The organism is Streptomyces sp. HSS9-12, from assembly GCF_054963655.1.
The window spans coordinates 178,674-204,913 of the sequence record NZ_JBUEGC010000003.1 but is presented as its reverse complement, the minus strand read 5'-3'; the positions used below and the strand labels follow the sequence as shown (position 1 = coordinate 204,913).

Sequence of the window (26,240 nt, the reverse complement as noted above, 5' to 3'; positions counted from 1 at the left end):
GGCGGGCTGCTGCTCTCTTAAGGAGGCGGGAGAGTCATGGGGGGTGCGGGTCCGCGGGGGTGCGCTCCGCCTGGCGCACACCCCCGCGGACGGGCCGAACCTGGGACCGGTTACGGCTTCTTCAGGTACACATCGTTGATGTCGATGTTGCTCGCCTCTCGGTCGTAGCGAGCGCCTCCGATGTTCGATCCGAACAGCTGGATCGTCTTGGAGAAGTAGATCGGAGCGGCCGGGTTGAGCTCCTCCACGATGCGGTGGTGGATCTCCTCCCACTTCTTCGCGGCCGCCTCGGGCTTCAGCGCGGTGGCCTCGTCGATGCCCTTGTTGACGATCTCGTCGTCGACGTGCGAGTAGTTCGAGCCGCCGTCGGAGATCAGGTCACCGTCGTAGACCGGGGTGATGACGGTGGACGGCGACGGCCAGTCCTGGCCCCAGCCGGTGATGTAGAGGTCGTACGGGTTCTTGATCTTGCCGACCTGCTCGTAGAACGTGGCCCGGTCGATCTCCTTGGTCTGCGGGTCGAAGCCGAGCTTCTTGAGCATGTCGCGGATGATGACCATCTGCTTCTGGCCACGCGGGGTGTTGGAGTAGGCGTAGGTCAGCTTGGTGCCCGGCTTGACCCCCGCCTCCTTCAGCAGCTGCTTGGCCTTGGCCAGGTCACCGGCCGGCTTCTTGAGCTTGCCGTACGGGTCGTACGTGGAGTCGAAGCCCGGCAGGGTCGGGGCCAGCAGACCACCGGCGACCTCACCGCCGTACTTGCCGCCGTCCGCCTGGACCATGGAGGCGCTCGGGATCGCGTAGGTGATGGCGTCCCGGACCTTCTTGTCCTTCATCTTGTCGCTGGAGAGGTTGAAGTTCATCTGCCAGACGTAAGGCTGGTAGCCCCTGACGGTCCGCGCGTAGGCGGTCTTGTCGGTGACGACCTCCTGCATCTGCGCCGTGTCCACCATGTCGATGAACTGCATGGCGTTCTTGGCCTCGCCCTGGTCGGCGAGGAGACGCTTGGTCTGGCTGGGGATGCCGACGGTCAGCGGGAAGTTGTAGCCGTCGACGTACTGGTGGCGCACCGCGTCGGTCTTCGGGTCCCACTGGGTGTTCCGGACCAGCTTCATGGACTTGCCGGGCTTGAACTCGGCGATCTTGTACGGGCCGAGGGCGGCGGGTGCCTTGTCGTACTTCTCCTTGGTGTCCTGCTTCTCCGGCACGATGGAGTAGCCGGGCATGGCGAGGGCCTGCGGGAGGTCCGGCCGGGGCTGCTTGAAGTGGAAGACGACCGTGCTGTCGTCCGGCGTCTCCAGGACCGAGTCCGGCAGGTGCTTGCCCTTGAACGGTCCGTCCGGAAGGGCCTTGCGGTAGTCGTCGCCGGAGAGCCAGGTCTGGACGTAGGTCGGGCCGTCGAAGATGAACTTCGCGTAGAGGCGCTCGATCGTGTGGCGGACGTCCTTGGACGTGATGACGTTGCCGTCCTCGTCCTTGACGCCCTTCTTGATGGTGAACGTCCAGGTCTTGCCGTTGTCGGAGGACTTCCCGGAGTCGGCGGCGACGTCACCGACGACCGTCAGGTTGCCGTCCTTGTCCTGCTGATAGTTCGTCAGGCCGCGGTGGATCAGGTTGCCGAGCTGGTTGGCGTCGCTGACGTAGATCTGGCCCGGGTCCAGGTGGGAGAAGTCCGACTGCATGTAGGCGGTGATCGTGCCGCCTTCCTTGGCGCCGGGCACCGGCTTGGCCGGGCCGGTCGAAGCGGCCTCGTCCCCGTACTTCACGGGCTGCTGCTGCTTCGCAGCCTCCTCCCGCTTCGCGGACTTGTCCGAGGTGTCACCGCTCTTGCCGGAGCAGCCGGTCAGAGCGAGGGCGCCGGCCACGGCGGCGACCACTATGGCGCGCGCATGGCGCGATCGAATGGGTCTCACTGTCCCACCTACCTGTTGGTTGTTATCCATGTGCGCTGCCTGACGCATCCGGTCTCCCGGCGCGGGGGCGGCAGCCACCCCCCACCAATGGACGGTCACCGTCCGGTCTTGGGGTCGAACGCGTCCCGCACCGAGTCGCCGAGAAGGTTGAAGGCGAGGACGAAAATCACCATCGCGGCGCCTGGGAAGAACATGAACGCCGGGTCCTGCTCGTAGATGTCGGCACCGATGGCGAACATCCGGCCCCAGTCGGGTGTCGGCTCCACGAAGCCGACGCCGACGAAGGAGAGGAAGGCGATCGTCAGGATGTTGTTGGGCAGCATGTAGGTGCCCTGCACCAGGATCGGCGTGACCAGGTTGGGCAGCAGCTCCTTGCGGACGATCCGCCCGGGCGAGGCTCCGGACACCTTGGCCGCCTCGACGAACTCCCGTTCACGCAGGCTGAGTGCGGTGGAACGGACCAGCCGGGCCATGCTCATCCAGCCGAGGAACCAGAGCACCAGGGTGATGACCACGACCCGGAGGTAGACCGGCGTCTCGTCCTTCGGGGAGACGAAGAGCGCGGTCACCACGGGCATGAACGCGATGAAGAACAGCTGCTGCGGGAAGGCCAGGAAGAAGTCGGTGACACGGCCCAGCCAGTAGTCGACCCTGCCCCCCATGTAGCCGCCGACCAGGCCGATGACGACGCCGGTGAGCACCGTGGTCAGGGTGACCGCCAGCGCCATGAAGAGCGAGGTCCGCATGCCGTAGATCAGCAGGGTGAACACATCGCGGCCCACGTTGGGCTCGATGCCGAACCAGAAGTCGCCGGAGACGCCGCCGAACGGAGCGGCCGGCATGCCGAAGTCGTTCAGCAGGCCGGGGTAGTCCGGCTCCTGCGCATAGAGCGTATACGGGTCCTTGCCGTAAGCCCAGGAGATCACCGGGGCCAGTGCGGCCACGGCGAAGAAGAAGATCACGATGAAAGCGGAGGTCACACCGGTGCGGTCCCGCTTGAAGCGCATCCACATCAGCCGGCCGGGCGACCGGCCGGTGAGCTCCTCACCCGGACCGGCCGCGGCGGCCTTGGCTATGCCGCTGTCATCGGCGGACAGGGAGGTCCCTGTCCCGGCCGCTGCAGCCTGGGATGGACTCGGCATGCGTGTGCCCCCCGCACTGGGTTCTCGTGATCCTCGTGGAATGCGATGCGACGCGTGTAGCACCGCTGATGGCCCGGACTTTGGCAAGTGACTTACGCCTCAGTCAAGGGGGTGATGAGCCCAGATGTGACGGTCGTTCGCTTCTTGAGCGAAGATTTCGCAGATTGACGTCTGGGCGTGCTTGACAGCGTGCGGCCTTACCGGATTTTCCGGCTTAAATGCCCCTCAACCTCTTTAACACATAGGCAACTTCATTGACGCAACACCGATATACGAACGATGCACACTCGAGAGCGTACGGCCGTGCGGGTGCCGTGACCGGCCGGAGCGTGTGCGCTTGCCACGCTCCGGCCGGTTATCTGTCCGCTGCTGCCGGATCTTGCTGATGGCGCGTCAGCTAAGTCCCAGTGAGCGCTTGAGGAAGGCGACTTGGAGCAGCAGCAGGTTCTCGGCCACCTGCTCCTGCGGCGTCATATGGGTCACCCCGGACAGCGGCAGGACCTCGTGCGGGCGGCCCGCCGCCAGCAGCGCCGAGGACAGGCGCAGGGTGTGCGCCGCGACCACGTTGTCGTCCGCCAGGCCGTGGATGAGCAGCAGCGGGCGGTTCTGCCCGGCCGCGCCCGACAGTCCCTCGTCCGTCACCAGCGAGTTCCTGGCGTACACCGCGGGCTGCTCGTCCGGGTGGCCGAGATAGCGCTCCGTGTAGTGCGTGTCGTACAGCCGCATGTCGGTGACCGGCGCGCCCGCCACGCCCGCGTGGAAGACGTCCGGGCGGCGCAGCACCGCGAGTGCCGCGAGATAGCCGCCATACGACCAGCCGCGGATGCCGACCCGCCCGAGATCGAGGGGATAGTGCGGGGCCAGGGCGTGCAGCGCCTCGATCTGGTCCTCGAGCGTCACGCCCGCGAAGTCGTGAGCGACCGCCTTCTCCCAGGCGGGCGAGCGGCCGGGCGTGCCGCGGCCGTCGGCGACGAGCACCGCGAAGCCCTGGTCGGCGAACCACTGCGAGGTCAGGTGCGCGTTGTGCGCGGCGACGACGCGCTGGCCGTGCGGGCCGCCGTACGGATCCATCAGGACCGGCAGCGGGCCGTCGCCGTCGCGGTAGCCCGTCGGGAGCAGGACGGCGCACGGGATGCGGCGCGCGCCCACCTCGGCCAGCCGCGGCCGCGCCGTCAGCACCGGCTGCTCGGCGAACGAGGCGATGGAGGCGACCGACTTGCCGTCACGGCGGACGTCGACGGTGGCGCCACTGGAAGCCAGCGAGGTGGAGGTGAGGACGGTGACCGGCCCGGAGCGGACCGCTCCGTGCACGCCCTGGCCGTGCGAAATCCGCTCGCTGCCCAGCTCGTTGACCCTCAGCACATGGATCTCACCGGTCTCCGGCGCGGCCGCCTCGGGGCCCCCGGACGCCGAGATCAGGACGTCGTCGTCCGCCACGTCCAGTACGGCGCGTACGTGCAGCTGGGGGCCGGTCAGCGCCCGGTCGCCGACCACGAGCACGCGCGCCCCGCCCTCGTCGGCGATCCGTACGAGCCGGCCGTCCGGGGTCCAGGCGGGCACGCCCGGGAACAGCTCCAGCCACACCGGGTCCTCGTCCGCGTGCAGCAGGCGGGTACGGCCGGTCTCGGTGTCCACGGCCAGGTAGAGCTGGCTGCGCTGGTCGCGGGCCTGGACGAGGAGGACCGGGGGGCCGGCGGGGGACCAGTGCACGCGCGCGAGATACGGGTAGCGCGCGCGGTCCCACTGCACCTCGGTGCGCGATCCGTCCAGGCCGACCAGGATGAGCCGCACGTCGGCGTTCGCGGTCCCGGCCGCGGGGTAGGCCACCTCGGCCGGCTGCTGGCCGGGGTTGGCGGGGTCGGCGATCCACCAGCGCTGGACGGGGGACTCGTCGACGCGGGCGACCAGCAGGTGGGCGCTGTCGGGGGACCACCAGAAGCCGCGGGAGCGGTGCATCTCCTCGGCGGCGATGAACTCGGCGAGGCCGTAGGTGGTGCGCTCGCTGTCACCGTCGCCGGGTGCGGCGAGGGCCCGGTCACCCGTACCGTCGGCGTCGACGACGCGGAGTACGCCGGCGGCGACGTAGGCGATACGGCGCCCGTCGGGGGACGGCCGGGGGTCCACAACGGGCCCGGGGACGGGGAGTTCGCGGGCGGTGCCGGCCCGCAGCTCGGCGGTGAACAGGCGGCCGGAGAGCGCGAACGCGGCCAGCTCGACGGCATCGTCGACGGCGTAGCCGACGACACCGGCGGATCCTTCCCGGCTGCGCTCGCGGCGAGCCCGCTCCTCGGGGGAGAGCTCTTCGTCCGCGCCGCCGAGCAGGGCGACCGGGTCGGCGGCGATGCGCTCCTGTGCGGCATCGAGGTCGTGAACCCACAGGAGGTTCGCGCGGTCGGTGCCGGTCCGGGAGCGGAGGAACGCGACGCGGGTGCCATCCGGCGACACGGTGAAGGCGCGCGGGGCGCCGAGGGTGAAGCGCTGGGTGCGGGCGTGCTGGCGCGGGAAGGAGAGCTGTCCGGTCATGGCCTGACCTTATGCGGGGCCCGCGTCCGCGCACACGGGTCACGCGCTCCGCCGTGCAATTCCCGCTGCGCGGGTTTTCCGGACGGCTTGGGTCTGGCACCGCGGGCGGTCCCGGCTGCCGCCCCGCGAGCGAGCCTCCGGGCGTTTACGCGAGCCGAGCGCCAGGCGCCTTCGGCCCGGGGCCGGGTTCCCCCTCCAACTCCTCCAACCGCCCTTGCTACGCGGTCAGTTCGGTGTGGCGTCGCAATGTGGCGAACTTCTCGTCCGCTCGCTGGGCGGGTCTTCCGAGGCCTCTCGAGGGACAGGGTTTTCGCCTGCTGGGTGGGCGCCCGCCTGGTGCCTGAGGTGCGGGTTTGCGCTGCCGGGGTGGGTGGGCAGAAAGGATCCGGCCGGGGCGGAGGACGGACGCCGCGGAGCCGCCTCGCCGGCGAGGCGGCCCGTGCGCCCCCCTCTGCTTCCGTGCCCCGATTCATGCACAGGCACGGAAAGTTATGATCAGTCGCGCGCCGTGGGTATGAACCCCGGGGCATATGTTTCCTGTCCGTCCGCCTGCCCGACCGACGTACTTGGAGGTGAACCGCCGTGGCACTCTCGATTTCGGCGGTGGTGCTGCTGGCGATCATCGTCTTCCTGCTGATCCGGAAAGCCGGGCTGAAGGCCGGACATGCCATCGTCTGCATGTTGTTGGGCTTCTACATGGCCAGTTCGTCCGTCGCCCCGACGATCAGCGAACTGACCACCAACATCGCGGGCATGATCGGCGACATCAAGTTCTGACGCCGGCCCCGACCCCCGGCTCGTACGCTGTAGGCATGACCGACGTTCCCTCCCGTCGTCTGCTGCTGGTGCACGCGCACCCGGACGACGAGGCGATCAACAACGGCGCGACCATGGCCAAGTACGCGGCCGAGGGGGCCCAGGTCACCCTGGTGACCTGCACGCTGGGCGAGGAGGGCGAAGTCATCCCGGCCGAGCTCGCGCATCTGGCCTCCGACCGCGATGACACCCTCGGAGCCCATCGCCTGGGCGAACTCGCCGCGGCCATGCGGGAACTCGGTGTCACCGACCACCGCTTCCTGGGCGGCCCCGGTCGCTACCGGGACTCCGGAATGATGGGCGCCGAGCAGAACGACCGCCCGCAGTGCTTCTGGCAGGCCGATGTCGACGAGGCGGCCGCGTACCTCGTCGAGGTCCTGCGCGAGGTCCGGCCGCAGGTGCTGGTGACGTACGACCCGGGCGGCGGCTACGGCCACCCCGACCACATCCAGGCCCACCGGGTGGCGATGCGCGCCGTCGAACTCGCGGGTGAGCGCGCCTTCCGGCGCGACCTCGGCGAGCCGCACGAGGTGCAGAAGGTGTACTGGAACTGCCTTCCGCGCTCGGCGGTCGAGGCCGGGTTCCAGCGGCTGCGCGAGATGGGCAGCTCCTTCCCGGGCGTCGCGGACCCCGACGACCTGCCGGGTGTCGTCGACGACGCCGAGGTGACCGCGGCGATCGACGGACGACCGTACGCGGCCAAGAAGGCGGCCGCGATGCGCGCCCACGCCACCCAGATCGCCGTCGACGGCCCCTTCTTCGCGCTCTCGAACGACCTGGGCCAGCCGCTCTTCGTGGTGGAGCACTACCGGCTGGTGCAGGGCAAGCCGGGCGATCGACTGCCGGAGAACGACCTGTTCGCCGGGGTGGTCGCATGATGCACACGAAGGCACGTTTCGGCGCTTATGTGGGGTTCGCTGTCGTCGGGGCGCTGGTCGGCGGCGCGGGCGCGCTTATCCAAGCCGGTTGGTTCCCGGTGGGGTTGCTGCTCGCGCTGCTCGCCATCGGCTCGCTCTGCTACGCCGCCGTCAAGGCGACCGGGACCCGGGTCGGCGCGGCCGCGGCCGCCGGTGGCTGGCTGCTCGCCGTGCTGCTGCTCACCACCTCGAGGCCGGAGGGCGACTTCCTCTTCGGCGCGGGCATGGGTTCCTACGTTTTCCTGCTGGGTGGCATGCTGATCGCTGTGATGTGTGCCACGCTGCCGCATCTGCCGCCACCGGGCGGGCCTGGCGTGCGGCTTGGCAAGTGACGTGACCATACGTACGTGCCGGCTGAACCATCTGCCGGGGTCTGCGGTTCAGCAGCCCCGGGTTGACATACGACGGTGGCCAGTATGGTGGTGCGCGCCGCCGAGCTTCCTTGGGCTACCCCATACCGGAAAGGCAGTGGACTCCGGAATGGGGAATCCCTGCGCACGGTCGGACAGGCGGCGGAGCTAACCGGGAGAACCTGCCTTGAGTCGTGAATCTGACAGTTCGTCCTCCGGGGCCCAGGGTCGCGGTGGAGCCGCATATCCCTCGGGAACCCCGCCGTACGGATCCCGCCAGTACCCGTCGCTGCACCCGCAGGACGCCGCGTACGACGGCCGCGAGGCGGCAGAGGCCGAGCGGGCGCCGGCGCCGGAGGAGCCCAGAACCGAGACCACGCTGACCACCCGGGTCCGCATCAACATCCCGGGGTCGCGGCCCATCCCGCCGCTGGTGATGCGCAAGCCGGTCGAGGAGGGGGCTGCCGGGCAGGACGGCACGGCAACGGGCGCTACCACGAGGGCCTCGGGTGTCGTCGGCGCGCCCACGTCCGCCCCGGCCCCGCAGAAACCTCCGAAGCCCAGGACCGCCCCCGAGGGCGGGGGTGAGCGGCCGAAGACCAGCGACTGGTTCGCGCCGCGCAAGCCGTCCACCGCCACTCCTGCTCCATCTCCTTCTCCGTCGGTGCCGTCGAGCAACCCGGGCGCCTCCGCCGGGCCTTCCGCTCCGGCCGAAGGGGACCGGCAGCGTTCCGACCTGCCGTACTTCTCGGAGGGCGCAGGCTCCCCCGACGCAGCCGCGGGGTCCCTCGGGGCCGAGGCCGGGAGAAGCCCCCACGGCTCCATCCCACCGTTCGGCGCGGGCATCGGATCCGGCCCTGCCGGGCCGACCACCGGCCCGGCCAGCGGTGACGCACCCGGTCTGCGGGAAGGTGGACCCCAGGTCACGCCGCCCGACTTCCGCGGTCCGGGCGGCCCTGGTGGTCCTGGCGTCCCAGGCCAGGGCGGTCCCGGTGTCCCCGGTCCCGGCGGCCCCGGCCAGGGTGGCCCCGGCCAGGGTGGCCCCGGCCAGGGTGGCCCCGGCGGCACGGGGGATCTTCCGAACCTTCCCGGGGCGTTCCTCTCGGGTGGCGGTGCCCAGGTGCCCACGCAGCCCCCGGCCCCCGGCATCGGGGCGGTCAGCGGCGGCTTCGCCGGCCCCGGCACTGGACCCGTCCCCGCTCCTGGGACGACCCCCGCCTCCGGTCCGATCAGCGCCCCCGAGTTCAGCGAGCCCCACCACGTCTCCGGCGACACGCTGGTCAGCGGCATCCCCGCGGTGCCGTCCAGCAGCAGCTCGCCGTTCCCCCCGCCGCCGAGCTCCGGCGGCGACGACGCCTACGCGGAGCCGTCTGCCCCGCCCGCCCCGCGGGCCGCGAAGAAGGGCCGCTCCAAGCTGGTTCTCGCCGGCGCCGGGCTGCTCGGCATCGTCGGCGTGGCGTACGGCGCGGGCCTGCTGCTCGACCACGCGGACGTCCCCAACGGCACCACCGTCCTCGGTATCGACATCGGCGGCACCTCCAAGGAAGAGGCCGTCCGAAAGCTCGACAACGGCCTCAGCGTCCGCACGAACGCTCCGTTGAAGGTGACCGTCGACGGCAAGGAGCAGCAGCTCAAGCCGACCGCGGCGGGCCTGGACATCGACATCGAGACGACCGTCCAGAAGGCCGCCGGGCGCGACTACAACCCGGTCTCGGTGATCGGTTCACTCTTCGGCGGCACTCGCGAGGCCGAGCCGGAGATCACGGTCGACGAGGAGAAGATGGCGGCCGCGCTGAAGGCGGTCGCCGGGGAGACCGGCGCCGGCCAGGACGGCGGGATCAAGTTCGTGGGCGGCAAGGCCGTCCCCGTACCGGGCAAGACGCACAAGGCGATCAACGTCAAGCAGGCCGTCGCGGCCGTCGGCAAGGCGTACCGCGAGCGGGCCGCTACCGGCCGCACGGCGTCCGTCGTGCTGCCGGTCGGCATGCAGAAGCCGTCGGTCAATGACGCCGAGATCGCCCGGGCGATGAAGCAGTTCGCCGAGCCGGCGATGTCCGGGCTGGTCACCGTCCAGACCGATGCGGCGCACCAGATCGCCTTCAGCCCGGAGAACTCGCTGCCGAAGTTCCTGTCGATGAAGGCCGTCAACGGCAAGCTGGTCGACACCTACAACCTGAAGGTCCTGGAGAAGCTGTACGGCGGCACGTTCGACGGCGTGCTGATCCAGCGGGCCAACGGGCAGAAGACGCCCGTGACGCCGCAGGATGTGGTCGGCGCCCTACGGCAGGCCCTGAAGGGGAAGACCCCCGCTGAGCGCGTCGGCGTGATCCAGACCAACCCGCAGTAGCCCGCCCCCGCCCCCCTTTCCGAAGGGGCGGGCGGGAGAAACGCCGGGTCAGTTCAGCATGGACCGCGCGGCGAGTGCTTGGTGGCGGACGGACGCCGCCGTCTGCGGATCCACCGCAGCGACAACGTCCGCGTAGTCATCCAGCTCGTCCGCGCCGCCCGTGAAGTCCCCCCGCTGTACGAGCAGCTGCGCATGCTCGTACCGAAGCCGCGCCGGGTGGCTTGGCAGCAGCAGGGACAGCTCAAGCGCCCACAGCTGGACGTCCGAGCGCTCGGGCCGGGCCGCCGCCCAGGCCCGGATGTTGTTGAGGACCCGCAGGATGATCTCCAGCGGCTGGGCGGGGGAGAGCATCGTGGGCGTGAGCGGCGCGCCGGTCGCGCCCACGACCAGCAGCTCCGCGTCCGCCCCGGTCAGCACACGGCCCCCCGCGAACGGGTCGGCGAGCACAGGCCCGTCCGCGGCGCCCGGATCGCCGAAGCCGACCACGAAGTGACCCGGCAGCGCCACCCCGTACACCGGCGCGCCCGCCCGCCGGGCGACCTCCATCCACACCACCGACAGCAGGATCGGCAGGCCGCGGCGCCGCCGCAGCACCCGGTGCAGCAGCGAAGACTCCAGCCGCCGGTAGTCGGCGGGCGTGCCGTGGAAGCCGCAGCGGTCGCCGAGGAGTTCGCCGACGGCGTGCGCCCACCCCCTCGGCCCCCCCGCCGGCCGGAACGGCAGCATCCCGGCCAGCCGGTCCAACTCGATCTGCGCCTCGTCGATCCCCGCCTCGCCCAGCGCCGGATCGGCCTCCGCACCCACCAGCAGACACAGCAGCGCCAGGTCGGAGCGCTCCGCGCGCGCCGCCTCCGCGAATTGCCGCCGCCTGGCCGCACTGTCCTGCATACGAGCCTCGTACCCGCTCAGTGGCCGCCCGCCAACTCGTTCGTACCCTCCGGAGCCCGCCAGTGGGAATAGGAGTGGTGTGTGCTGAAGCCCAGCTCGTCGTAGAGGGCACGGGCTCCACCATTGTCCTCCTCGACCTGGAGGTACGCGGCGGAGGCGCCCTCCTCCAGGGCCTTGCCGGCGAGCGCGGCCATCACGGCGGTGGCCAGGCCCTGCCGCCGGCGCCCGGGATCCACCTCGACAGCCGTGAACCCGGCCCAGCGACCGTCCACCACGCACCGCCCGATCGCCGCGGGTGCTCCCTCCGCGCCACCCGGCACGGTCGCGAACCACACCGACGGCCCGCCGCCCAGCACCTTCAGCACCTCGGGGCCCGGCGCCTCGAACCGCTGGTAGCGGGCCGGCCACATCTCGTCCACCGACCGGGCCGGCACCACCGAGGACACGTCCTCGGCGGCGTCCGCGACCGGAGCCAGCGCCGCGATACGGATGTCCGCGGTGACCTCCCGGATCCAGCCGCGCGACTCCAGCTCGGCGGCCAGCCGCTCCTGCGTCCCTTCGGCTCCGGTGCTCACCTGCAGATAGGCGGGCAGCTCCCGGGCGGCGTACCACTGGGTTACGTACCGCAGCGCCTCGTCCAGCGGCCGGCCGGGGTCGCCCAGGGCGAGCGCGGAGTTGGCGCGCCGGGTGAACCCGCCGGAGGCCCGCAGCTGCCAGTCCCCGAGTCGCTCGCTCTCCACGGGTGGCCAGGCCCGGGCCGCGACCCGGTCCAGCTCCGCCGCGGTGGCCGCGGGGCCCCGGCGGCGGGCCGGAGCCGGGGGCACCACTTTGCCCGCCACGAGGGCGGATTCCAGAATGTGGACGGTCTCACCGGTCCGGCGTGTGATCCGTAGCACTCCGCGGTCCCACGAAGTGAGCACGCCGACCGTGTCGGTGAACTTCTCACCCGACACTCCAGCCCCGCTCAGAGACCGTACCGATACCCTTTTTCCCACGTCAGCAGCGGTGATACGGACTTCGAGTCGTCCGCCGGTGGTGAAATCCACAGCTGTGCCCGCCCCTCCTGTTCGTCTCGTGAGCCGGAACGGAGATACTAGATGCGGGCATCGACGACGCCGCGCTCCCGCGCGCCCGCGGCGGAGCCACATATCGGTCCGCCCAGCCCTAACGAGGAGGAACGACAGCGTGACCTACGTCATCGCGCAGCCTTGTGTCGACGTCAAGGACAAGGCGTGCATCGAGGAGTGCCCCGTCGACTGCATCTACGAGGGCTCTCGGTCCTTGTACATCCACCCGGACGAGTGCGTCGACTGCGGGGCCTGCGAGCCGGTCTGCCCCGTGGAGGCCATCTTCTACGAGGATGACACTCCTGAGGAGTGGAAGGACTACTACAAGGCGAATGTCGAGTTCTTCGACGAGCTCGGCTCCCCCGGTGGTGCGTCGAAGCTCGGGCTGATCGAGCGCGACCACCCGTTCATCGCCGCGCTGCCGCCGCAGAACCAGTAAGGCTTCAGGGAGCCTCGGTCCCGTACGGCCACCGGCTGTACGGGACCGAGGCATATAGCCCGCACCATCTGTACGAGAGAAGTTGAGCACCGTGCCCGCAGTCTCCACCCGCCTTCCCGTCTTCCCCTGGGACCGGCTCGAGCCGTACAAGGCGACCGCCGCCGCCCACCCGGACGGCATTGTGGACCTCTCGGTGGGCACCCCGGTCGACCCGGTTCCCGAGCTGATCCAGCGCGCGCTGGTGGCCGCGGCCGACAGCCCGGGCTACCCGACCGTGTGGGGCACGGCGGCGCTGCGTGACGCGATCACCGGCTGGGCGCACCGGCGCCTGGGAGCGCAGGGCCTGGCGCACACGAATGTGCTGCCGGTCGTCGGCTCGAAGGAGCTGGTGGCCTGGCTGCCCACCCAGCTGGGCCTCGGCCCCGGCGACCGGGTGGCCTACCCGCGGCTGGCCTACCCGACGTACGAGGTGGGAGCGCGGCTGGCCGGGGCGGAGCCGGTCGTCTACGACTCCGTGACGGACCTGGATCCGGCCGGGCTGCGGCTGCTGTGGCTCAACTCGCCGTCGAACCCCACCGGCCGGGTGCTGAGCCCGGAGGAGCTGCGCGCAGCGGTCGTCTGGGCGCGCGAGCACGGCGTGCTGGTGTTCAGCGACGAGTGCTACCTCGAGCTGGGCTGGGAGGCGGACCCGGTCTCGGTGCTGCACCCCGACGTGTGCGGCGGGAGCTACGAGGGCATCGTGGCGGTGCACTCGCTGTCCAAGCGCTCCAACCTGGCGGGCTACCGGGCAGCGTTCGTCGCCGGTGACGCGGCGGTGCTGGGCGAGCTGCTGCAGATCCGCAAGCACGGCGGAATGATCGTGCCGGCCCCGGTGCAGGCCGCGACCGTCGCGGCGCTCGGCGACGATGCGCATGTCGCGGAGCAGCGGGCGCGGTACGCGGCCCGGCGGTCGGCACTGCGCGGCGCGCTGGAGGCGAACGGCTTCCGCATCGAGCACAGCGAGGCGAGCCTCTACCTGTGGGCGACGCGCGACGAGCCGTGCTGGGACACGGTCGAGGACCTGTCGAAGCGGGGCATCCTGGTGGCGCCCGGCGAGTTCTACGGGCCGGCGGGTGAGCGGTTCGTACGGGTGGCGTTCACGGCCACGGACGAGCGCGTGGAGGAGGCGGTGCGCCGCCTCGCCTGACGGCGAGCCGACGGGACCGCACGGGCAGTACGGCCGGCCGGCGCGCCGGAAATGCGATGCGTCCGGAGCCCGGCAGGGCAGAGATACCGGCATGCGCGGCGGGGCCCGGGGAGAAGTTCCCCGGGCCCCGCCCCGTGTTCGGCCCGGAGCGTCAGCCGATGCCGCCGACCGGCAGGTTGCCGGAGGGCACGTGGCCGGCCGGCAGGTTTCCGCCAGTGGGCAGGCTGCCGGTCACGGCTTCGGTGGGGAGGTGCCCGTTCGCGGCGCCGGGCGTGGGCAGTCCGCCCTTCGGGGCGTTACGGGTGGCCTTGTGAGCGGCCTCGCCCAGCAGGCCTTCGGCCGTACCCGCGGTCTTCTCAGCGGCCGGGGCGGCCTTCTTGCCGACGCCGCCCACCGTCTTGCCGGCCTTCGGCAGCGTGGACTTCACGGCGTGGCCGCCGGTGGTGCCGGCCTTGTCGGTGGCGCTCCGCGAAGCGTGCTCGACGGAGTCCCCGACGCCGGCGCCGTCGAGGTTGGCAATCCCGCTCAGGCCGGAGGTCGGCAGTTCAGCGGCGTTCGCCGAACCGACCGCGCCGACGATGGGAGCGGCGCCCGCTGCGACCAGCAGCGCGGCTCGGGCGATCCGACGCGTGAAGGGGAGGGACATTGTGCTCCTTTGACGGAGAAGGCTGGGACTTCTGACGGGTGTGACATGTCCGCCGGGCGGACGCAGTGACTACCGCGCGAGAAGCGGGAAGGTTGCGGCGCTGCGGGTAAAGAGTTCGCAATGTGTCGCATTATCGGCTGTGGATAAAAACGGGCAAACGTGAAGTTGTGCGGCCGCCTGCCGAATCGTCACTGCCCAGCAATTCCAAGGCGATTGCCGGTTCATTGCCGACCGCATCGCCGTCCCGGGGAAAGCGTCACCGGAAATTGACGCGGATGCCTCTGTCGGGGGAGTGGTCGCACTATTGCGCGGTGGTGATCACTACCTGGCTTGCGGCCCGTGCCTCTTCTGCCGCGGAATTCGCGTCCGCCTGCTGCCAGCCCTTCCCGGAATCCGTCGAACTCCACATCCGGTCGCCGTAGGAGACCTGTGCGATGCCCAGCTCGGACGAGTGCGCCACGGCCCAGTGCGCCAGCTCCCAGCCGCGCCGGGCGGAACCGCCGCCGTCGGCCGCCGGTGCCACCGGCACCGCCACCGTCGGGTCGGAAACGCCCTTGTCGCGGCCGCCGGCGGCCTGCTGCCCGCCGGTCGCCGCCTGCGGCCGCGGCAGGACGTCCGGGCCGAATTCCTTCACGAGCCTCTCCCGGACCCGGCCCGGGTCGCCCGGCGTGCCGCCGCCCGAGGCCGTCGTACAACTGAAGGCAGCGGCCTTGCGGCCGGTGAGCGCGGCGGTCAGCAGCAAGGCCTCCGGCTCGTGCTTGGCGTAGGCCTGCGGATAACCGCTGCGCTGTACCTTCTGCGCTGCCACAGTGAGCGGCAGCCGCGAATAGCCGGGAACCTTCACCAGATGGTCGTAGAATCGCCCGGCTGAGTACACCGGGTCCTGAATCTGCTTCTCGTTGCCCCAGCCCTGCGAGGGGCGCTGCTGGAACAGGCCCAGCGAGTCACGGTCGCCGTAGTCGATATTACGCAGCTCCGATTCCTGCATCGCGGTGGCGAGCGCGATGGTGATCGCCCGCTCCGGCAGCCCGCGTGCCGAGCCCACCGCTTCGATGGTGGCCGCGTTCATCGCCTGCTCCGGCTGCAGTTCGTAAGAACCGCCGTCCTGGCCCGCGCCTCTTACGGTGCAGCGTGGCGCGGCCTTGCCGCCGGTGGCGAAGTGCACGTACAGATACCCGGCCAGCGCCAGCAGCACGGCGCAGGCAGCGGCGACTCGCAGCAGCCGGCCGCGACGGGCGGAGGACGTGGGTTCGGACACGGGCCCACCGTACCGGGCACCCCGAGCCGCGGCCTTGACGGGCTAAGGTCGCGGATATGGACGACCACCCGACGCTCGATCTGTCCCTGGACGCCGCCGCGCTCACCGCCCGGCTCGTCGACTTCCCGTCCGTCAGCGGCGAGGAGAAGCCCCTGGCCGACGCGATCGAGGCGGCCCTGCGCGACCTGCCGCACCTGACCGTTGACCGCGACGGCGACGCGATCGTGGCCCGTACGAACCTGGGAAAGCCCGAGCGGGTCGTTCTGGCCGGGCACATCGACACCGTGCCGATCGCCGACAACGTGCCCTCCAGGCTCGACGCGAACGGCGTGCTGTGGGGCTGCGGCACCTCCGACATGAAGTCCGGCGTGGCCGTGCAGCTGCGCATCGCCGCCACGGTTCCCACGCCCAACCGCGACCTGACCTTCGTGTTCTACGACCATGAGGAGGTGGCGGCCGAGCTCAACGGTCTGAAGCGGCTGGCGGAGAACCACCCCGACTGGCTTGCCGGCGACTTCGCGGTGCTGCTGGAGCCCACCGACGCCAAGGTCGAGGGCGGCTGCCAGGGCACCCTGCGGGTACGGGTGGAGACCACGGGCCGGCGTGCGCACTCCGCCCGCAGCTGGCTCGGCGACAACGCCATCCACAAGGCCGCGCCGGTCCTCGCCCGCCTCGCCGCGTACGAGCCGCGCCGCGTCGACATCGAGGGCCTCACCTACCGCGAGGGCCTCAACGCCGTGATGATCGAGGGCGGCCACGCGGGCAATGTCATCCCCGACAGCTGCGCCGTGACCGTGAACTTCCGGTTCGCGCCCGACCGCAGCGAGGAGGAGGCCCTGGAGCACGTCCGCGAGGTCTTCGACGGCTTCAAGGTGGTCCTCACCGACTCGGCCCCGGGTGCGCTGCCCGGCCTGTCCCACCCCGCCGCCGCCGCGTTCACCGAGGCCATCGGCACCGAACCCGCGCCCAAGTACGGCTGGACCGATGTGGCGCGCTTCTCGGCCCTCGGTGTGCCGGCGGTCAACTACGGGCCGGGCGACCCCAAGCTGGCCCACACTCGGGAGGAGCATGTGGAGGTCGCAGCCGTGCTGGAGGCTGAACAGAAACTGCATGCCTGGTTGACCAGCTGAATTCCGCTTTTCGTCACCGCCGGGTGCGTACGCTGCACTGAACGATCCACCCCTGCCTTCCGGCGGGGAGGCCTCATGCGGAGGGAGCGAGACGTGACCACTGACAACGCTGAGGGAGACCGGCGCGCTCAAGAGGACACCGCTCAGGACGACACGGCTCTGGGCTGCACGGACCGGGAAGAGTACCCGGACCACTGGATGGAGCGGCGCCTCGGCCCCATCGTCCGCCGTCGTGGGCAGGTCCCGCCCACCACGACCGACCAGCGGCTGCTGGACACCCAGGGGCCCACGGACTGGGTCCATGAGGACCCGTGGCGGGTCCTGCGCATCCAGTCGGAGTTCGTGGAGGGATTCGGCGCGCTGGCCGAGCTCGGGCCCGCGATCAGTGTGTTCGGATCGGCCCGTACGCCCGAGGGCTCGCCCGAGTACGAGGTGGGTGTACGGCTCGGGAAGGCGCTGGTGAGGGCCGGCTTCGCGGTGATCACCGGCGGCGGGCCGGGCGCGATGGAGGCCGCGAACCGCGGTGCCTGCGAGGCGGGTGGCGTCTCGGTCGGCCTCGGCATCGAGCTGCCCTACGAGCAGGGCTTCAACCGCTTCGTCGACATCGGCGTGAACTTCCGCTACTTCTTCGTCCGCAAGACGATGTTCGTGAAGTACGCGCAGGGCTTTGTGGCGCTGCCGGGCGGATTCGGCACGCTGGACGAGTTCTTCGAGGCGCTGACCCTCGTCCAGACCCGGAAGGTGACCCGCTTCCCCATCGTCCTGTTCGGCTCCGACTACTGGCAGGGCCTGATCGACTGGGTGCGGGCCACGCTGGTCGGCCAGGGCAAGGCCTCGCCGCATGACATGGAGCTCTTCCACCTCACCGACGATGTGGAGGAGGCCGTCTCCCTGGTCACCAAGGAGACCGGCCTCTAGGGGCCTCCAGGGGCTCGGTGCGGCGCTACGCCAGTCCCCGGCGCGCGGCCGCCGGGGGCCGGTGACCCGCGATCGACGCCACCATGTCCAGCACCTGCCGGGTCTCGGCCACCTCGTGCACGCGGTAGACCTGCGCGCCGAGCCAGGCCGAGACCGCGGTCGTGGCGAGCGTGCCCAGCAGCCGCTCCTTGACCGGCTTGTCGAGGGTCTCGCCGACGAAGTCCTTGTTGGAGAGGGAGACCAGCACCGGCCAGCCGGTGGCGGTCATCTCGCCCAGCCGCCGGGTGGCCTCCAGCGAGTGCCGGGTGTTCTTGCCGAAGTCGTGCCCCGGGTCGATGAGGATTCCGTCGCGCCGTACGCCCAGCTCGACGGCGCGCTCCGCCAGCCCGGCCGTCACGCGCAGGATGTCCGCCATCACGTCGTCGTACGCGACCCGGTGCGGGCGCGTACGCGGCTTGGCCCCGCCCGCGTGCGTGCACACCAAGCCTGCCCCGTAGCGGGCCGCGACCTCGGCCAGCTTGGGGTCGACCCCGCCCCAGGCGTCGTTCAGCAGATCCGCGCCCGCCGCGCAGACGGCCTCGCCGACCTCGTGCCGCCAGGTGTCGACGCTGATCACCACGTCCGGATGCCGTCGGCGGACCTCGGCGACGAACCCGACCGTGCGCCGCGCCTCCTCCTCGACGGTCACCTCCTCGCCGGGGCCGGCTTTCACCCCGCCGATGTCGATGATGGCGGCACCCTCTGCCACCGCCTGTTCGACGCGGGTGAGCGCGGGCTCGTCCCTGAAGGTCGAGCCCTGGTCGTAGAACGAGTCCGGTGTCCGGTTCACGATCGCCATGATCACCGGCTCGTGCTCGCCGAACTCGCGCCGTCCCAGCCGCAGCACCACGTTGTCCGTATCCTCCTCGGGCCGCCCGGACCGTCCGCGGCGGGGCCCCTTTGTCACGACCCTAGCGGCCGCGCGGACCGGCAGACGGCAGGGCGTGGCACGATCGGGGCAGACGCATCGCGCACCCGTCGCGTACAGACCTTGGGGAGATGGTCGTGTTCTGGTTCCTGCTCGTGGCGCTGGTCGTGGTCGTCGCCGCGGTCACGCTGGTGGTGGTCGGAGGCGACGACGGAGTCGTGCTGCCCGAGGCGCAGCCGGACCGGCTCGACGCCGCGCTGCCTGCCGACCGGCCGGTCGGCCGCGCCGACCTTGAGGCGCTGCGCCTGCCGATGACGGCGCGCGGCTACCGCATGACGGACGTCGACGACGTGCTCGGCCGGCTCGGCGCGGAGCTCGCCGAGCGCGACGCCCGGATCGCCGAACTCGAGGCGGCGCTCGCCGGCGCCCAGGCCGCGGCGCTGGGGTCGTCGCCCGTGGCCGAGAGCGGGCGGGGCGCCGGCCGCCCGGGGGCTGCCGGCGCCGCTGCCCCCGCCACGGACGGCGGCGCGGTGCACGGGAACGGTGACCCGTACCAGGGCCGGGAAGCGGACACGGGTCCTCGGTGGAACGCCGCTCCCCGCCTGGACGGCCGAGCGGGCGGCTTCGGCGGTGAGGCGCGATGAGCGGCGCCGTACCCGGCCCGGACGGGCTGCTGCGCTGCGCCTGGGGCCTGTCCGCCGAGGAGTACACCGCCTACCACGACACCGAGTGGGGCCGCCCGGTGCACGGCGATGAGGCGCTGTACGAGCGGCTGTGCCTGGAGGCGTTCCAGTCCGGCCTGTCGTGGCTCACGATCCTGCGGCGGCGGGAGGGCTTCCGCGCCGCCTTCAAGGACTTCTCGATCGCGGCCGTCGCCGCGTTCACGGAGGCCGACGTGGAGCGGCTGCTGGCGGACACCGGGATCATCCGCAACCGGGCCAAGATCGAGGCCGCGATCACCAACGCGCGGGTGGCGGCCGAGCTGGGCGAGGGCGAGCTGGACGCGCTGATCTGGTCGTACGCGCCCGTCTCCGGCAGCCGGCCCGCGCCTCGGACCATCGCGGACGTGCCGGCGGTCACGCCCGAGTCGACGGCGCTGGCGAAGGACCTCAAGAAGCGGGGCTTCCGCTTCGTCGGCCCCACCACGGCCTACGCGCTGATGCAGGCCTGCGGCCTGGTCAACGACCACCTCGCGGACTGCTTCGTCCGCGACACGTACGCGTAGGCCGCCGGGGGCTTGCCCCGCTTCCCGAAAGGGGGCAGGTCCCCAGGCCCCGAACGCCCTACGGGCGTTGTCCTCAAGCTCCCCCACCCACCGCTGGGGAGTGCCCCGGACGGGCTGAGATTCAGCCCGTCCGGGGCTTGAGGACCGGGGTGTGGGGCGGAGCCCCGGTTTCGGGGTGGGCGTACCTCCCAGCGGTAGTCCCCTGGGCCTGGCGGCCCGGGTGGGGGTGGCCCCAGCCTGGGGGAGTGCCTCCAGGGGGAGGGCGGGTCAGGGGAGAGGCTCGCCGCAAGCGAGCTGACTGGGGCGGAGGTTGGGGGCACCTCCCCGAGTGGTGGCTTGGGGGAGGTCGGTCAGGGCCCCAGATGCGGCCTGGCGGCCGCGTATCGTCAGCGGCCCAGGAAGTTGGGCTTCTCCTTGCGGACGAAGGCCTCCACCGCGATCCGGTGATCCTCGGAGGAGCCGGCCCGCGTCTGCAGTTCGTCCTCCTTCGCCAGGGTCTCGGCCAGCCCGTGCGCGGCGCCGAAGGCCAGCGACTCCTTGATCGCGGCATAGGCGCTGGTCGGGCCCTCGGCGAGCCGCCGTGCCACCGACTCCGCCTCGGCGGCGAGGTCCGCGGCCGGGACCACCTTGTTCGCGATGCCGAGCTCCAGCGCCTCCTGCGCGGTCACATTGCGGGGGAAGAGCAGCAGGTCAGCGGCGCGGCCGTGGCCGATCAGCCGGGGAAGGGTCCACGAGACGCCCGAGTCGGCGGTCAGCGCGACTCCGGCGAAAGAGGTGTTGAAGGAGGCCGTGTCGGCGACGACGCGGTAGTCGGCGGCGAAGGCGAAGCCTGCCCCGGCACCCGCCGCCACCCCGTTGACGCCCGCGACCACCGGCTTCGGCATGCCGGCGATCGCCTCGACGATCGGGTTGTAGTGCTCCCGAACGGTCTTCATGGTGTGCCTGGTGCCGGCCTCGATGTCAGAGGCCAGCAAGCTGACGTGCTCCTTGAGGTCCTGGCCCACGCAGAAGGCCCGGCCGCTGCCGGTGAGCAGCACGGCCCGTACGGCCGGGTCGTCCGCGGCCTGCCGCAGGGCGTCCCGCAGGGCGGCCTTGGTGTCGGTGTTCAGCGAGTTCATCGCGTCGGGACGGTTGAGCGTGATCGTCGCGAGTCCGTCGGTCACCTCGTAGAGCACGGTGTCGGCCATGGCGGGGTCCCCTCGGTAGCGGCTCGGGCTGTCGTCCGACAGCCAGGGGACAGCATGGCGGAGATCATCGACGCCCGACATGTGAGCTGCGTCAAATGATCTGCTGTCCTCCGCGAGGACGACGGCTGCGCAGTATCACAGCCCGATCCCCGAATTGGGTGGCTTTGGGCTTGCGCGTTGTACAAGCGATGCCTACCGATGTTGGTCATCGGGTCCTGCGATGCGGGATAATGGCCTGGAAGCAATGTGTTCGATGCCGGTGACACGGTGCCTGTATGTGGTCGTCGGCTGACGATGAGCTGGTTTCAGGAAGGGGAACGAGCATGGCGGCCATGAAGCCGCGGACGGGCGACGGCCCGCTCGAGGTGACCAAGGAGGGGCGGGGCATCGTCATGCGCGTTCCGCTCGAAGGCGGCGGTCGGCTCGTCGTCGAGCTGACCCCGGACGAGGCCGATGCGCTCGGCGACGCCCTGAAGAAGGTCGTCGGCTGAGGCGCTCGACCGGAGCATCACGTGCACTGCCCCGGCAGGCCCCGCGTACTTCGGCGCGCGGGGGCTGCCGGGGCAGTGGCACGTTGGCGCCCGTATCCGCGGGCGCAGGACCGGGGCCGTGCCCGCGGGCGCAGGACCGGGGCCCGTATCCGCGGCGCACGACCGGGACCGCGCCCGCGGCGCAGGATCAGCCCCGCTTGACGGCGCAGAGCAGCCCGTCCCCCACCGGCAGCAGGGAAGGCACCACCGCCGTGCTCTCCCGTACGGTCCGCAGCAGCTCACGCAGCCGCTGCACCTCCGCCGGCTGGAGTGAGGCGTCGACGGTGCGGCCGTCCGCGAAGACCCCTTCGAAGGCGACGAGACCGCCCGGGCGCAGCAGGCGCAACGATTCGCCGAGATAGTCCAGGCACTCCATCCGGTCGCCGTCGCAGAAAACCAGGTCGTAACCGCCGTCCGCGAGCCGGGGCAGGACGTCCAGCGCGTGGCCTGGGATGAAGCGGGCGCGGTTCGAGGCGAAGCCGGCCGCGCGGAAGGCCTGGCGTGCGAACTGCTGCCGCTCCGGCTCGAGATCCACGGTCGTGAGCACCCCGTCGGGGCGCATCCCGTGCAACAGATGAATTCCGGACACACCGGTGCCGGTACCGATCTCGGCCACGGCCTTGGCGTCCACGGCGGCGGCGAGCAGGCGCAGTGCGGCACCGGTGGCGGCCGACACCGCGCGCAGGCCTGCCTCCCGGGCGCGCTCGCGGGCCCAGTGCAGCGCCTCGTCCTCGGCGACGAAGGCATCGGCGAACGCGTCCGCGAATGCCCAGCTCGTCTGCCGGTTGCCGGTAATGGCCCTCTCCTGTCCCCGTAGTTGACGCAACCGTGACTGTATCCGCTGGCCCGGGAACCCGCAGATGGGACCGGGCGTTAAATGGGGGGTGGGGAACAGAGATCGGGGAGCGCAGGGGTGGCCAAAAAGAGGGTCAAAGATCCTTATCTGGAGCTAACGGGCGAGGTGGCTATGGTAGGGGCTCTACTGGACACCACCAGAGCCGACAGGGGAGGTGCGGCTGCGGCCGGTGACCGGGGAGTGCTGAGGCGCTTTCGCAGGTCGGCCGGCGAGCCGAAATCCGTGACCGACACTGCTGACCGTTCCCCCGCCACCGACTCCGCCCCCACCACCGCGACCTTTGCCGCTCCTGCGTCGACTGCGTCTTTCGGTGATGCGTCGGAATCGCCGGCATGGGCCCCTCCCACCTGGGAGGAGATCGTCAGCACGCACAGCGTCCGCGTCTACCGTCTCGCCTACCGTCTGACGGGGAATCAGCACGACGCCGAGGACCTCACGCAGGAGGTCTTCGTCCGAGTGTTCCGCTCGCTGTCCACGTACACGCCCGGGACCTTCGAGGGCTGGCTGCACCGGATCACCACCAACCTCTTTCTCGACATGGTCCGCCGCCGGCAGCGCATCCGGTTCGACGCGCTCGGCGAGGACGCGGCCGAGCGGCTGCCCAGCCGGGAGCCCTCGCCCCAGCAGCACTTCCACGACAGCCACTTCGACGCCGATGTGCAGCAGGCCCTGGACACCCTCGCGCCCGAGTTCCGCGCGGCGGTCGTGCTCTGTGACATCGAGGGACTGTCGTACGAGGAGATCGCCGCGACGCTCGGCGTGAAGCTCGGCACGGTGCGCAGCCGTATCCACCGCGGTCGCTCGCATCTGCGCAAGGCGCTCAAGCACCGGTCGCCCGAGGCCCGCGCGGAGCAGCAGCGCACCTTCGCCGCCGTCGTCCCGGACTTCGCAGGAGAGGGCGGAACGGCGTGACCGGATCTGGCGGCCCCAGTCCCGCCGAGCAGCACCTGGGGGACCACCTCGCCGCGCTGGTCGACGGAGAGCTGGCGCACGACACGCGCGAGCGCGTCCTGGCACACCTGGTGACCTGCAGCAAGTGCAAAGCCGAGGCCGATGCGCAGCGGCAGCTCAAGAGCGTCTTCGCCACGGTGGCCCCGCCGCCGCCCTCGGAAGGGCTGCTGGCCCGGCTGCAGGGCCTGCCCGCTTCGGGCGACGGTACCGGCGGGGACGCACAGGGCGGCGCTGAGAGCGGGGACGGCAGGGACGGCCCGTTCGGCGCATGGGCCGGCTCGGGTGGCCGCATGACCGGTTTCGCGTACGTCCCGAGCCGAGGCCACTCCGCGGGCGTTCTGGCCGGTGGCCGGGCCGGTGGCTTCAGGATCCACGACGTCGAACGGTCGTCGTCGCGCGGCCGCCGCTTCGCTTTCGCGGCCGCCGGTGCGGTATCGCTGGCGGCTCTCGCGCTCGGCGGCGCGCTTCCGCTGGAGGCCGCGATCGAGTCTCCCGGCGGGCGCGCGGACGGTGCGGGCGCCGCGGCCATACCGCTGGCCACGGCCTCGGCGGACCGCGCGGGGATCGTGAGCGGCGGTTCCGGAGTGCTGGCCGTCAGCGACGATGTGCGTCCCTTCCTGCTCAGCGCGCCCACGACGGGTGCGATACCGCTGTCTCCGGCGGCGACCAGTGCCCCGACGTCCCCGCTGGCCCCCTACACCGCGCCGATGCTGCCGACGGCGACGGCACTCGCGCCGCTCATGGGCCAGGCAGGTTTGCTGGGGCAGGGTGCCCCATTCGGCCCAACGCCGGCGGGCGGGGCGAAGACATCCGCATCGACGGAGCCGACGGGCCAGTCCTACCGGGCCGACCGGGCATCCCCGATCGCCGACGCCACCACCCCTGCTGCCTCCAGGACGGCCTCCGCGCACTGATGGCGCACTGCGAGGGTCAGCACGGACCTGGTTGAATCGCCTGTGGACCGTGATCTCCCGCGCGGGCGGGTCGCGGCCGCGAGGTGGCCCAGCCCGCGCCGTGCACGGGCGAACTCTGGGGAGAGCATGGACGAGGGGAAGGACGCCGGGCCGAAGCCGCCGAGGTGGTGGAGCCGTCCGCGGCGTGGCCTCGACGGCCGGCCGACGGACAGTGCGCACACCGCCCGGCCGGAGCCTGACGCGGCCGCGGACGAGACCCCGGAGGCGACGACCAGCGAGGCGCACACCACTCACGCGCCGACGCCGCTCTCCGGCCTTCCGCCGGCTGCGGGCGAGCCTTGGGACACGCCGGCCGCCGAACCCGACTCCCCGGGCGTGGATCCCGCGGCAGCGCCCTCTGCCGCGGGATCGGCCGACGGCCCGGTACCGGCACCGGACTCGCCGGTGAGCGCGGACGCCGCATCGCAGCCGGAGGCACGCGAGGGCGCAGCTCCGGAGCCGGATCCGCAGGGGCCCGTAGACACCGGTGCGGAGCCGGAGGCGGGCTTGCCCGAGTCCGGTCAAAGCCCGCAGGGTGAGCTGCCCGAAGGCCCCGGCGACGCATCTTCCGAGGCAGGGCAGCCGCTGCACAAGCCGGATCCGTACGCGACGCCCCCGTACGGCCGGCCCGGCCCGTGGGCTCCCGCGCCGCCCGTGCAGCGGCCCGGGCCGACACCCCCGCACGGTACGTACGTCCCGCCGGCCCCCACCCAGCCCCCGGCCCCGACCGGGCACTGGCAGCAGTACGACCCGTGGTCCCCGCCCCGTACAGCGCCGGATACGGGCGGCGGCCGACGAGTGTCCCGCGGCAATCTGCTCGCGGGGGCACTGGTCCTCGCCCTGGTCTCCGGCGGCATCGGAGGCGGCATCGGGGCGTCCCTGGAGCGCAGCGGCGGGGTCTCGCCGGTCGAGCTGCCGCAGGCCCCCCTGCAGTCCCAGAACCGCGCCCCCGGCAGCGTCGCCGGAATCGCCGCCAAGGCGCTGCCCGGCGTGGTCACCATCCATGTCCGCGGTGGCAGCGAGCAGGGCACCGGCACCGGCTTCGTGCTGGACAGGACGGGCCACATCCTCACCAACAACCACGTCGTGCAGCCGGCCGCCGGGTCCAGCGGCGAGATATCGGTGACGTTCAACGGCGGAGATGTGGCCAAGGCCCGGGTCGTCGGCCGCGACGCCGGATACGACCTGGCTGTCGTCAAGGTCTCCGGCGTCTCCGGGCTCAAGCCGCTCGCCCTGGGCAACTCCGACTCGGTCCAGGTCGGTGATCCGGTCGTCGCGATCGGTGCCCCGTTCGACCTGGCCGGGACCGTCACCTCCGGGATCATCAGCGCCAAGCAGCGGCCCATCACCGCGGGCGGGGAGACCGGCGGCGGCAGCGACGTCAGCTATGTCGACGCCCTGCAGACCGACGCGCCCATCAACCCCGGGAACTCCGGCGGTCCCCTGGTGGACTCCAACGCGCGCGTCATCGGGGTCAACAGCGCCATTCGGGCGGCGGACAACGGCTCGGGCTTCGGCGGCGGCCAGGGCGGCAGCATCGGTCTCGGCTTCGCCATCCCGATCAACCAGGGCAAGCGGGTGGCCGAGGAGCTGATCAGCAAGGGCAAGGCGACGCACCCGGTGATCGGCGTGACCCTGAACATGGGCTACACCGGTGACGGCGCCCGCGTCAGCACCAAGGGGAACGGCAACACGCCGGTGACCCCCGGCGGCCCCGCCGACAAGGCGGGCATCCGGCCGGGCGACGTGATCACCGCGGTGGACGGGACGCCGGTACACAGCGGCGAGGAGCTGATCGTCAAGATCCGCAGCCACCGCCCCGGAGACAAGCTGACGCTGACCCTCAAGCGCGCCGGCAAGCGGCACACCGTGCAGCTGACTCTCGGCTCCGCGAGCGGCGGCGACCGATGAGCGGCGACCGACGACCCCTGGCCCCGCATCAGGCCCCCGGGCAGGCTTACGGCCGCTGTACGGGCCGATGAAATCCTGTGGCGGGGCGTCCCTGGCCCCGCCCGGATCCCCTCGCGGTACCGTCCACGCCGCGCCGGCAGGTACCGTGGACCGGGCCCCGACCCGTCCCCTCCTTCGGCGGGA

Annotated in this window: 24 protein-coding genes; 14 read left to right on the top strand and 10 right to left on the bottom strand. The window is 71.6% G+C overall.

The window, feature by feature from the left end:
• Positions 1-110: 110 nt before the first annotated feature.
• The 3 genes from ACY34J_RS02985 to ACY34J_RS02975 all read right to left on the bottom strand — a co-directional run bounded on the left by ACY34J_RS02985 (position 111) and on the right by ACY34J_RS02975 (position 5,575).
• A complete protein-coding gene (locus ACY34J_RS02985) occupies positions 111-1,910 on the bottom strand; it encodes an ABC transporter substrate-binding protein (protein ID WP_462724556.1) in 1,800 nt (599 codons plus the stop codon).
• A gap of 95 nt (positions 1,911-2,005) precedes the next feature.
• Positions 2,006-3,052 carry an ABC transporter permease gene (locus tag ACY34J_RS02980; protein WP_462724557.1) on the bottom strand — a complete coding sequence of 349 codons (1,047 nt, stop codon included), beginning with the start codon at positions 3,050-3,052 and terminating at the stop codon, positions 2,006-2,008.
• A 393-nt stretch (positions 3,053-3,445) separates the two neighbouring features.
• Complete coding sequence (locus tag ACY34J_RS02975; protein WP_462724558.1) at positions 3,446-5,575, bottom strand: S9 family peptidase; 2,130 nt, start codon at positions 5,573-5,575, stop codon at positions 3,446-3,448.
• Positions 5,576-6,157: 582 nt separating this feature from the next.
• Between ACY34J_RS02975 and ACY34J_RS02970 the strand changes: the two genes are divergently transcribed.
• The 4 genes from ACY34J_RS02970 to ACY34J_RS02955 all read left to right on the top strand — a co-directional run bounded on the left by ACY34J_RS02970 (position 6,158) and on the right by ACY34J_RS02955 (position 10,005).
• A complete protein-coding gene (locus tag ACY34J_RS02970; RefSeq protein ID WP_462724559.1) occupies positions 6,158-6,352 on the top strand; it encodes a hypothetical protein in 195 nt (64 codons plus the stop codon).
• Between the two features lie 35 nt (positions 6,353-6,387).
• Positions 6,388-7,269 (top strand): N-acetyl-1-D-myo-inositol-2-amino-2-deoxy-alpha-D-glucopyranoside deacetylase, encoded by an 882-nt coding sequence (mshB, locus tag ACY34J_RS02965; RefSeq protein WP_462724560.1) that lies wholly within the window; start codon positions 6,388-6,390, stop codon positions 7,267-7,269.
• Positions 7,266-7,640: a DUF6113 family protein gene (locus ACY34J_RS02960; protein WP_462724561.1), complete on the top strand. Its 375-nt coding sequence runs from the start codon at positions 7,266-7,268 to the stop codon at positions 7,638-7,640. Before mshB ends, ACY34J_RS02960 begins: the two co-directional genes overlap by 4 nt.
• 205 nt (positions 7,641-7,845) lie before the next feature.
• On the top strand, positions 7,846-10,005 hold the full coding sequence (locus ACY34J_RS02955; protein ID WP_462724562.1) for a peptidoglycan binding domain-containing protein: 2,160 nt from the start codon (positions 7,846-7,848) through the stop codon (positions 10,003-10,005).
• 48 nt (positions 10,006-10,053) lie between these two features.
• Here ACY34J_RS02955 and ACY34J_RS02950 read toward each other — a convergent pair whose 3' ends face one another.
• On the bottom strand, positions 10,054-10,893 hold the full coding sequence (locus ACY34J_RS02950) for a transglutaminase-like domain-containing protein (RefSeq protein WP_462724563.1): 840 nt from the start codon (positions 10,891-10,893) through the stop codon (positions 10,054-10,056).
• Between the two features lie 17 nt (positions 10,894-10,910).
• Positions 10,911-11,939, bottom strand: coding sequence for a GNAT family N-acetyltransferase (locus tag ACY34J_RS02945; RefSeq protein WP_462724564.1), 1,029 nt, complete (start codon positions 11,937-11,939; stop codon positions 10,911-10,913).
• Between the two features lie 139 nt (positions 11,940-12,078).
• Between ACY34J_RS02945 and fdxA the strand changes: the two genes are divergently transcribed.
• Positions 12,079-12,399: a ferredoxin gene (fdxA, locus tag ACY34J_RS02940; RefSeq protein WP_018089397.1), complete on the top strand. Its 321-nt coding sequence runs from the start codon at positions 12,079-12,081 to the stop codon at positions 12,397-12,399.
• A 91-nt stretch (positions 12,400-12,490) separates the two neighbouring features.
• Positions 12,491-13,585 (top strand): succinyldiaminopimelate transaminase, encoded by a 1,095-nt coding sequence (dapC, locus tag ACY34J_RS02935; RefSeq protein ID WP_462724565.1) that lies wholly within the window; start codon positions 12,491-12,493, stop codon positions 13,583-13,585.
• A gap of 151 nt (positions 13,586-13,736) precedes the next feature.
• On the opposite strand, the gene ACY34J_RS02930 is transcribed toward dapC, so the two are convergent.
• Both ACY34J_RS02930 and ACY34J_RS02925 read right to left on the bottom strand, forming a co-directional pair.
• The gene (locus ACY34J_RS02930) at positions 13,737-14,231 is read right to left on the bottom strand and encodes an ATP-binding protein (RefSeq protein ID WP_462724566.1); all 495 of its coding nucleotides are present in this window, start codon (positions 14,229-14,231) and stop codon (positions 13,737-13,739) included.
• A 301-nt stretch (positions 14,232-14,532) separates the two neighbouring features.
• Positions 14,533-15,489 (bottom strand): heavy metal transporter, encoded by a 957-nt coding sequence (locus tag ACY34J_RS02925; RefSeq protein ID WP_462724567.1) that lies wholly within the window; start codon positions 15,487-15,489, stop codon positions 14,533-14,535.
• Positions 15,490-15,545: 56 nt separating this feature from the next.
• Between ACY34J_RS02925 and dapE the strand changes: the two genes are divergently transcribed.
• Both dapE and ACY34J_RS02915 read left to right on the top strand, forming a co-directional pair.
• Positions 15,546-16,619 carry a succinyl-diaminopimelate desuccinylase gene (gene dapE / locus ACY34J_RS02920; RefSeq protein ID WP_462724568.1) on the top strand — a complete coding sequence of 358 codons (1,074 nt, stop codon included), beginning with the start codon at positions 15,546-15,548 and terminating at the stop codon, positions 16,617-16,619.
• Between the two features lie 198 nt (positions 16,620-16,817).
• Positions 16,818-17,537 carry an LOG family protein gene (locus tag ACY34J_RS02915; RefSeq protein WP_462724716.1) on the top strand — a complete coding sequence of 240 codons (720 nt, stop codon included), beginning with the start codon at positions 16,818-16,820 and terminating at the stop codon, positions 17,535-17,537.
• Positions 17,538-17,562: 25 nt separating this feature from the next.
• Here ACY34J_RS02915 and folP read toward each other — a convergent pair whose 3' ends face one another.
• Positions 17,563-18,423, bottom strand: a complete 861-nt coding sequence (folP, locus tag ACY34J_RS02910) for a dihydropteroate synthase (protein WP_462724717.1) — start codon at positions 18,421-18,423, stop codon at positions 17,563-17,565.
• Between the two features lie 158 nt (positions 18,424-18,581).
• On the opposite strand from folP, the gene ACY34J_RS02905 reads away from it, so the two are divergent.
• Positions 18,582-19,088: a cell division protein DivIVA gene (locus ACY34J_RS02905; RefSeq protein ID WP_462724718.1), complete on the top strand. Its 507-nt coding sequence runs from the start codon at positions 18,582-18,584 to the stop codon at positions 19,086-19,088.
• Positions 19,085-19,669 (top strand): DNA-3-methyladenine glycosylase I, encoded by a 585-nt coding sequence (locus ACY34J_RS02900; protein WP_462724569.1) that lies wholly within the window; start codon positions 19,085-19,087, stop codon positions 19,667-19,669. Before ACY34J_RS02905 ends, ACY34J_RS02900 begins: the two co-directional genes overlap by 4 nt.
• A gap of 386 nt (positions 19,670-20,055) precedes the next feature.
• Here ACY34J_RS02900 and chcB read toward each other — a convergent pair whose 3' ends face one another.
• The gene (gene chcB, locus ACY34J_RS02895; RefSeq protein WP_462724570.1) at positions 20,056-20,856 is read right to left on the bottom strand and encodes a 2-cyclohexenylcarbonyl CoA isomerase; all 801 of its coding nucleotides are present in this window, start codon (positions 20,854-20,856) and stop codon (positions 20,056-20,058) included.
• A gap of 323 nt (positions 20,857-21,179) precedes the next feature.
• Between chcB and ACY34J_RS02890 the strand changes: the two genes are divergently transcribed.
• On the top strand, positions 21,180-21,347 hold the full coding sequence (locus tag ACY34J_RS02890) for a DUF3117 domain-containing protein (RefSeq protein WP_003966491.1): 168 nt from the start codon (positions 21,180-21,182) through the stop codon (positions 21,345-21,347).
• A gap of 187 nt (positions 21,348-21,534) precedes the next feature.
• On the opposite strand, the gene ACY34J_RS02885 is transcribed toward ACY34J_RS02890, so the two are convergent.
• A complete protein-coding gene (locus ACY34J_RS02885; RefSeq protein ID WP_462724571.1) occupies positions 21,535-22,212 on the bottom strand; it encodes an O-methyltransferase in 678 nt (225 codons plus the stop codon).
• A 141-nt stretch (positions 22,213-22,353) separates the two neighbouring features.
• Between ACY34J_RS02885 and sigE the strand changes: the two genes are divergently transcribed.
• The 3 genes from sigE to ACY34J_RS02870 all read left to right on the top strand — a co-directional run bounded on the left by sigE (position 22,354) and on the right by ACY34J_RS02870 (position 26,057).
• Entirely contained in the window at positions 22,354-23,154 is an 801-nt protein-coding gene (gene sigE / locus ACY34J_RS02880) for an RNA polymerase sigma factor SigE (RefSeq protein ID WP_462724572.1), read from the top strand.
• Positions 23,151-24,107 (top strand): anti-sigma factor family protein, encoded by a 957-nt coding sequence (locus ACY34J_RS02875; protein WP_462724573.1) that lies wholly within the window; start codon positions 23,151-23,153, stop codon positions 24,105-24,107. Before sigE ends, ACY34J_RS02875 begins: the two co-directional genes overlap by 4 nt.
• A 126-nt stretch (positions 24,108-24,233) precedes the next feature.
• Positions 24,234-26,057, top strand: a complete 1,824-nt coding sequence (locus ACY34J_RS02870; protein ID WP_462724574.1) for a S1C family serine protease — start codon at positions 24,234-24,236, stop codon at positions 26,055-26,057.
• Positions 26,058-26,240 lie beyond the last annotated feature (183 nt).